The sequence below is a fragment of the Bdellovibrionota bacterium genome (genome assembly GCA_035292885.1).
GTDB lineage: Bacteria > Bdellovibrionota_G > JALEGL01 > JALEGL01 > DATDPG01 > DATDPG01.
In genome coordinates, this window is sequence record DATDPG010000084.1 from 22,106 (window position 1) to 29,823 (window position 7,718).

Annotated in this window: 9 protein-coding genes; 7 read left to right on the forward strand and 2 right to left on the reverse strand. The window is 55.2% G+C overall.

Annotated features, from left to right (window positions below; genetic code table 11):
- Positions 1-17 precede the first annotated feature (17 nt).
- The 4 genes from VI895_06755 to VI895_06770 all read left to right on the forward strand — a co-directional run bounded on the left by VI895_06755 (position 18) and on the right by VI895_06770 (position 2,845).
- Positions 18-1,496 carry a VCBS repeat-containing protein gene (locus tag VI895_06755; GenBank protein HLG19501.1) on the forward strand — a complete coding sequence of 493 codons (1,479 nt, stop codon included), beginning with the start codon at positions 18-20 and terminating at the stop codon, positions 1,494-1,496.
- 322 nt (positions 1,497-1,818) lie between these two features.
- Complete coding sequence (gene grxD, locus VI895_06760) at positions 1,819-2,148, forward strand: Grx4 family monothiol glutaredoxin (GenBank protein ID HLG19502.1); 330 nt, start codon at positions 1,819-1,821, stop codon at positions 2,146-2,148.
- A 101-nt stretch (positions 2,149-2,249) separates the two neighbouring features.
- Positions 2,250-2,540, forward strand: a complete 291-nt coding sequence (locus VI895_06765; protein HLG19503.1) for a hypothetical protein — start codon at positions 2,250-2,252, stop codon at positions 2,538-2,540.
- A gap of 5 nt (positions 2,541-2,545) precedes the next feature.
- Positions 2,546-2,845, forward strand: coding sequence for a hypothetical protein (locus VI895_06770; GenBank protein ID HLG19504.1), 300 nt, complete (start codon positions 2,546-2,548; stop codon positions 2,843-2,845).
- A 5-nt stretch (positions 2,846-2,850) separates the two neighbouring features.
- Here the strand turns inward: VI895_06770 and VI895_06775 are convergent, their stop codons facing one another.
- Both VI895_06775 and VI895_06780 read right to left on the reverse strand, forming a co-directional pair.
- Positions 2,851-3,579 carry a sugar phosphate nucleotidyltransferase gene (locus tag VI895_06775; GenBank protein HLG19505.1) on the reverse strand — a complete coding sequence of 243 codons (729 nt, stop codon included), beginning with the start codon at positions 3,577-3,579 and terminating at the stop codon, positions 2,851-2,853.
- Positions 3,567-4,661: a phosphotransferase gene (locus VI895_06780; GenBank protein HLG19506.1), complete on the reverse strand. Its 1,095-nt coding sequence runs from the start codon at positions 4,659-4,661 to the stop codon at positions 3,567-3,569. The genes VI895_06775 and VI895_06780 overlap by 13 nt, the downstream gene beginning before the upstream one ends.
- A gap of 93 nt (positions 4,662-4,754) precedes the next feature.
- On the opposite strand from VI895_06780, the gene VI895_06785 reads away from it, so the two are divergent.
- From VI895_06785 to VI895_06795, 3 genes are read left to right on the forward strand one after another with little or no spacing between them, the layout of a single operon-like run.
- Positions 4,755-6,080, forward strand: coding sequence for a PhoH family protein (locus VI895_06785; protein ID HLG19507.1), 1,326 nt, complete (start codon positions 4,755-4,757; stop codon positions 6,078-6,080).
- A gap of 3 nt (positions 6,081-6,083) precedes the next feature.
- Entirely contained in the window at positions 6,084-6,272 is a 189-nt protein-coding gene (locus VI895_06790) for a hypothetical protein (GenBank protein ID HLG19508.1), read from the forward strand.
- 34 nt (positions 6,273-6,306) lie between these two features.
- Positions 6,307-7,569, forward strand: a complete 1,263-nt coding sequence (locus tag VI895_06795) for a dipeptidase (GenBank protein ID HLG19509.1) — start codon at positions 6,307-6,309, stop codon at positions 7,567-7,569.
- The last annotated feature ends 149 nt before the right edge of the window (positions 7,570-7,718 follow it).

The window sequence follows — 7,718 nt, forward strand, 5'->3', positions numbered from 1 at the left end:
TCGCTTATCTCTTATTCTTGATAATTCTCGTGCCGCCATCGGTCGGCTTTTGTCAGGAAACGATCGACGGGACAAAGAGTCTTTTCCACCGTTCCGACGTCGAGTTGAAGGGGAGGCTGCGCCATTTGGTTCTGGAAGAGTTGGCCCCTGGCACGGGCGTGTCGCGGAAGAAGATCGTAACGGTCGAACGGCAGGGAAAATATCCGGATTGGAGCGTGCGATTGTCGACATGGTCGATCCATCCGGAGCCGACTCGTGAATCGGACGTCACGTTACCGGCCGATGCGGTCTTCTTTGGTTTTGCTCCCCTCGAAGGACCGGATTCAAAGGTCCTGGTCTTAATCCGCCAACGACAACTGGAAGTCTGGACGCCTGAAGGTGCGACGTTCGTGAAGGCTCCTCCGCTTTCTGTTCCGATCGATACGTCGTTTTCAGTGGCTGAACTGGGAGAAGTGACGCCGATCCAGCTTCTCTCTCCGCTGAACGACGGAAAGGGAATTACCCGGCTTCTGATCCCCACGCCGAAAGGGATTCGTGAATATCTTCTGGATAAGACGCACCTCCGCGCTGGAGATCTTTATGGGGTTATGCCCCGGATGTTCTATCACTCTGAAATCGAGCGCCAGCCGTTCGATCTGCCGTTCTGGGTTCGAAACTCGGTTTGGTATCCCGCTGCGATTTTGGGAAACTTGACGACTTCGACCCGAGAGCTTCTCTGGCCATGGATGGACGAAGTCGACGTCGTGCCGCTCGATCAAAAATCGGCCGTGCGGACATTGCGATTCAATCAGATGACCGAAGCCGAGCGGGACGACGCCCAAAGCTACGTCGTCACGGTTCCCGAAGATTTAGACGGCGACGGCCGAACCGATTTCCTGGTGAACAAATTTCAAGGAGCGGCGACCGCCCTTCGGGCGCAGACGACGCTCTTCTTCACCGACAGCAATGGAAATGCGCCGGAAAAAGGTCTGGTTTTGAAGCCGCCGGGAAATCGTGCGGCCGGGGCCCTCTCCATCGACATTAATAAAGATAATCGAAAGGATCTGGCGGTTGCCTCTTCTCAGTTCAATGCTTGGGCGATCGTCCGGGCGCTCATTCAACACCGTGTGAACGTCACGTTCTCGCTCTACCTGGCCCGGCCGGACGGATACAAACTCGACCATCCCGACTTTGAGCGCGAGATTTCGTTTCGGTTTAATCTCGAAGACGCGGAAATCGAAGGTCTGTTGCCGACGCTGGAAGGAGATTTTAATGGAGACGGCTATGTCGATGCTCTCTACGCTCGGGACCGTCGGCAGCTCTCCATTTTGATTCAAAAACCGAATTCAAAGGACTTGTTGCCGTCGTCACCTTCGGGAACCTACGATATTGCGGTCCCTCGGCAATTTCGCATCGGCGACTTAAACGGAGATGGAAAAAGTGACATCGTTCTGTTCGACCGGCGTTCGTCCGGTAATCAACGGTTCACCGTATTGGTCAACAACGGGCGGCTCTAGCTTTCTGTCACGGATAATTCATTAAGGTGTTTGGAATCCGGAGAAGAGATCGGTCGCCTTGCTCCGGGGCTCCGAATCCTCGTCCACGCCTCGGTCGCTACGGCGAGGGTCCCTCGTCTTCCGCGGCGCACCACGAAGTGCCGCGCCGCGTATCCGTTTCCCTACCGCCTCCGCTCCCGGGTCGTGACGGGATTCTCTGCCAGTCGCTCGTCGACCGATCTCTTCTCCGGCGAACAATCGATATTGTGGAGCACTGGGGCTCTGGATCCCGGTCAGATTCTTTGATATTGGGTTCCATCCACTACCTTTGAGGGAGGTTGATATGAGCCGTGAGCAAGAAATCTGGAATGAAATTGACCAAAAGGTGAAGAACACCAAGATCCTTCTCTTTACGAAGGGGTCCAAAGAGGCGCCGCGATGTGGATTCTCGGCCGCCACGATCGAGTGCTTCAATAATCTAGGCGTACCGTTTGAGACCGTCGACGTTCTCGCCGACCCCGAACTCCGACCCGTTCTTCAGAAGTATGGCAACTGGCCCACGACGCCGCAGGTTTACATTAACGGCAAGTTCATCGGCGGGTGCGATATCATACGAGAGCTTCACGCATCGGGAGAACTCAAGAAACTCGTCGACGGAGCGATGGCCGGTTGATCCGGCGATAAACAGCGCTTCTCAACTGGTGGGACAGATTCATATTCCCACTTGAATCGATTCCCACTTTCCATCATACTCATCATTGCTAGAAGGACTTAATGGCCGATCGAGACGTCCAATTCAAAGAGGTCACGCGCCTATCTCCGGATGCAAAAGGCCGCGTGACGCTTGGAAAATTCGCTAAAGGGGTGAGCAGCTTCCGAATGAACGTGGATGACGAAGGCCGGATTCTCCTGGAACCCTTTGTGGAGATCCGGGCCGGGGAGCAGTGGTTATTCCGAAATAAAGAAGCGCTCGCTCGCGTGAAACGGGGTCTCGAAGACTCCGAAAGCGGTAAGACCAAGTCTTTGGGCTCGTTTGCCAAATATGCTCAAGACGACGAAGAGTAGCGTCGGTGGGATTCTTCACCCTCCGGTGGACGAACGAAGCGATCGCAAATTTCCGGGAACTCGAGAATGATGAGGGTCTGACGAAGAGACTTAAAGCGGTTCGAAAGGCTTTGGGTTACCTCGAAACCAACCTGCGCCATCCCGCCCTGCGCACACACAAATATGAATCTCTCCAAGGGAAGAATGGAGAGGAGATTTTTGAGGCGTACGCCGAGAGCCGAACTCCGGCGGCCTATCGAATCTTTCGGCATTATGGCCCCGGGAAAAATGTCATCACGATCGTGGCTATAACGCCGCATCCTTGAGCGGGTTATTTCAGCGGTTTAGTTTTTAGTTCTTCCTGCGCTTGCCTGTAGGAGGCGATTTCGCCCAGATCGTACCAGCGGGCCGGCGTGACAAATCCGTACACGGAGCCCTTCCGTTCGACGAGCGGAGCGTACACGTCACGATTGATGCAGAAGACCTCCCGGTCGGGCATCCAATCGAAAATGGCCCGGTCGAAAATATGAATACCCGAGAAAAAACCATGTCGCTTCGCGCCGTCACTCCGTTTCCCGTGCGGGAACTCAACGATTCGGCCCGTATCATCGACGCCGACCTCTCCATATAATTTTGAGCGGGGGTCGTCGATCAGGACCATTGTGGCGATGGACGAATTCCGCCGATGAAAATCGATCGCCTTTCCCGCATCCGCGTCCGTGAGAAAGTCGCAGTTGGTGACGAGGAACGTTGAATCGGTCACGAACGGACGCATGTTCTTTATGCCGCCGCCGGTACCGAGAATTTTCTCCTTTTCGAGAAACGGCTGCAGTCGAAGAGGCCCCGCGTAATCGCGGATGGCTTGAAGGAAGGGCTCGCGGCCGTGATGGACGTTGATTGCGACCGAATCGATACCGAATTTCTGGAGATACCCGAGAGTGAAATCGAGCAATCGTCGATTGAGAAAGGGAAGAAGAGGTTTGGGGATGTCGTTCGTGAGCGGCCGCATCCGTGTGGAAAGTCCCGCGGCCAGAAGCATCGCTTGCGTTACTTTGGACACGATCGGCTCAAATCCGCCAAATACGGCAAGAGGACTTCACTCAACTTCTTCAATTCCGGATATCGCTTTAATGTTCCTTCGACGTATGCGAGCGATCGCGGGACCGCTTCGAGGTACCGTGGGTTTCCCTTCACCTGATCGATGTAGCAGAAGCGCCCGGCGGCCTTGAGATTCCGATGCAGACCCATGAAATCGAACGCCCGGCGAAACGCATCTCGGGAGTCGGTACCCATGAGGTTCTGCTTTTTCATCCGTTGACGGTAAACCTCTACCAGGTCGTCTTGAAGCTTAGGTTCGAGCGTGACGTATGAATCGCGCAAGAGCGAGGCCAAATCGTAAAAGAGAGGGGCCAGCAGCGCGTCCTGGAAGTCGATCACGCCGAGCTTCGGTTTTGGGCCGTTCGAAAGGAGCATCAAGTTTCGGCTGTGGTAATCGCGGTGGCAGAAGACGAACTCCCATGACAAATACCGATCCGTCAGGCCTTCCAATTGCAAGACGATCCGTTGGCGATCGGCGGATGAAGGGGGACGTTTCAAACGTTTGTCGAGACTGTATTCCACGAAATGGTGAAATTCCCAGTTGTAAAGGTCTCGATCGAACTTCCGCGCAAACGCGATGCAGCTTCGAGGGTCGTTTTTCGGAATCGTCGAGATCCTTTCTAATTCATCGAGGCTGGTTTCATACAAAAGCCGCACCTGGTGTTCGGGAGCAGCGATCACCTTTTCGACGAGAATCTCGTCACCGAAATCTTCCAGGAGGAGAACGCCCCGTTCCCGGTCGACGCCAAAAATTTCCGGAACGCGTACCTTCCGGGCCCATAGATATTTTTGAACGTCGATGAACGGGAGCTCTTTAATTTCCCGGGAGGTCTTGGTGATTTCTTCCGCAGGAGAATTAAAGCCGGTGTCGGCCAGTTTCATGGCGACGAATTTCTTCTCTCCGGCGGAGATTCGGAAATACGTGCGAAGCGAGGCGTCGCCGGTCAGCTTGGACACGTTCCAGCCGGCGGAAATCCCCAACGGTTTTAGGAGTGCCGGAAGGGATTCGGTCAATTTCGTCGGGATGGCGTCGGGGGCGGGCATGGTGGCGATCGGATGAAGTCTACCGGAGCCTTGGTGCGCGTGGAAGCTCTTGTAGGGGGTCGGGAAATCGGCTAATGGTGGCCGCTTACATCGATGCAGAAAAAGTACATTCTCGACACGAACGTCCTTCTCTACGATCCGCGAGCGATTTTTAAGTTTAAGGACAACGAAGTGATTATCCCGATCGCCGTGATCGAGGAGATCGATCACTTCAAGAAGGATGAAAACGAGACCGGGCGAAACGCACGCCAGCTTTCCCGGTTCCTGGACGAACTCCGGGAACGGGGAAGTCTCGCCCAAGGGGTGTCAATGGATTCGGGCGGAACGCTTCGCGTGCATCTGGGAAGCGATAAGAAAACCCCTCGCTTGGAACAACTCTTCACCAAACGACAAGCCGATATGAGCATTCTGGCCGCGGCTTTGGATGTGAAAGAGAGATCGAACGGCCAGCCGGTCATCTTTCTGACAAAAGACACCAATTTGCGGATCCGGGCCGACGCCCTGGGAATCGTGGCGATGGACTATGAACCGCACGTCATTGCGATCGATGAACTCTATAAAGGATGGCGGGAACTCGTTTGGACGGCGGGCAATATCGAGCAACTCGTCAAGCTCGGCGAAATGCCGATCAACGGATTCGACCCTCATCCCAACGAGCTTTTCTTGGTTCGGGGCGACGGATCGTGCGGCCAGTCGGTTTTGGCGCGCGCGATGACTCATAAGGGCAAAATGAAGATTCTTCGCGATTCGAAGCGGCCGGTATGGGGGATCCATCCGCGAAATCTGGAGCAAAGTTTTGCGCTGGAGCTCTTGCTCGACGACAGCGTAAAGCTGGTGACGCTGGTCGGAAAAGCGGGGACCGGAAAAACGCTGCTCGCCATCGCCGCCGGCCTCCAAAAGGTGGGCGATGAGCAGATCTATCATCGCTTGCTCGTTTCGAGGCCGGTCTTTCCGATGGGCCGGGATTTGGGGTTTTTGCCCGGGGACCTGGAAGAGAAACTTCTGCCTTGGATGCAGCCGATTTTCGACAACATCGAGCTCTTGATGGGGACCTCCGGGAAAGAACGGCGTCGAGGAGGCAATTACGGATACAAAGAACTTCTCCACATGGGGATGCTGGCGATTGAGCCGCTGACCTACATCCGCGGCCGATCGATCCCGAACCAATATCTCTTGGTGGACGAGGCGCAGAACCTGACGCCGCATGAAATTAAAACGATCATCACGAGGTCGGGAGAGAACACCAAGCTCGTGATTACCGGGGACCCGTATCAGATCGACAACCCGTACGTGGATTCGTCGAACAACGGCCTGACGTATGTCGTGGAACGATTTAAGGACGAGTCGATGGCCGGCCATGTCACGCTCGCCAAGGGGGAGCGTTCGCCGCTGGCGGAGCTGGCTTCCAACATTTTATAAACCATGAACGCTTATCAACAGCTGGGGACCGCGTCGATCATTCTTCTCATTGTCGCCGTGGCGCTCACGATTTTCGCGATGACGGGGCGGCACTCGAAGCGGACGGTCTACTTGGTTTCCGGGACGGTGCTTGTGCTGATGATCACGGTGAGTGTTCTTTGTTCGATCATTTATCGGGAATACGGAATCTGAGCCGAAAAGGAATTCAAAAGGATTGGAGGACGAAATGAGAGTGCGAGAAATTCTAGGAGGGGCGATGTTTTTGCTGGCAGCCGCGTCGTGTGCGATGGGTGCGGAGACGCCTCCGGATGCCGCGTTGGAGCGCGCCAAAAAAATTCTCAGCTCCACGCCGCTCATCGACGGTCACAACGATCTTCCGTGGACGTTGCGCTCGAATTCCAAAATTAAGGGGGACGTGGAAGGGACGAATCTTCAGGCGACGACATCCCTGGATACGGATCTTCCCAAAATGCGTCGGGGGCAGGTGGGCGGGCAATTCTGGTCCGTCTGGATCCCGCCGGAAATGCCGGACAAAAACCCCGTGACCGTCCAGTTGGAGCAGATCGACATCGCCCGGCGTTTCATCGCCAAGTATCCCGAAGATTTGGAATTCTGTTTGACGGCCCAGGATGTTGAACGCGTTTTTAAGAAGGGGAAGATTGCTTCGATGCTCGGTATGGAGGGCGGACAGGGAATGAACAATTCACTGGGGTCGTTGCGGGCGTTCTACGGTCTGGGCGTTCGGTATATGACGCTCACCCATTGGAAAACGATCGATTGGGCCGATTCGGCCACCGACGCGGCGAAACACAACGGTCTGACGCCGTTCGGTAAAGACGTGGTCCGCGAGATGAATCGCCTCGGAATGCTGGTGGATCTGTCGCACGTGTCGGAAAAAACGATGAGCGACGCCCTCGATGTGAGTGAGGCACCGGTCATCTTTTCGCATTCCTCTGCGAGGGCGATCACGGATCACCCGCGGAATGTGCCCGATTCCATCCTGTTCCGGATGTCCAAGAATCGGGGAGTGGTGATGGTGACGTTCATACCGGACTTCGTGTCGAACGAAGCCAACCGATGGGGTAAAGGGTTTAATGAAGCGATGAAGGATAAGCTTTCAAAATTCGAGTCGGCGGAATGGTACGACAAGCTTCGCCGGGAATATGCCGCTAAACATCCGGCGCCCAAAGCCACGCTGGCCCAGGTCGCGGATCATATCGACCATGTGCGAAAAATCGCCGGCGCCGATCATGTCGGGATCGGAAGCGACTTTTGGGGGAGCGAAAACACGACGGTCGGCCTTGAAGACGTTTCCAAATTCCCGGATCTCATCGCGGAGCTTCTTCGCCGCGGGTGGAGTGACTCGGATATCAAGGGGCTGGTCGGCCTGAACGTCCTTCGCGTCATGCGGGAAGCGGAAGCTGTTGCGGAACGGTTGAAACGGACCCGAACCGCATCGTTGGCTTCATTCGACAGAGCCAAGGAATAAACCCGCGTATTAGAACCGGTCTCATAAATGTTTTCTGCTGCGACCGGCTGCAAAGCCCGTGCTCTTTGTTCTCGGGTCAAAATGTCCTCAACGTACCTATTCAAGTACGCTTCCGGGCATTTTGACCCTGCGGCCTCGATCACGGGCTT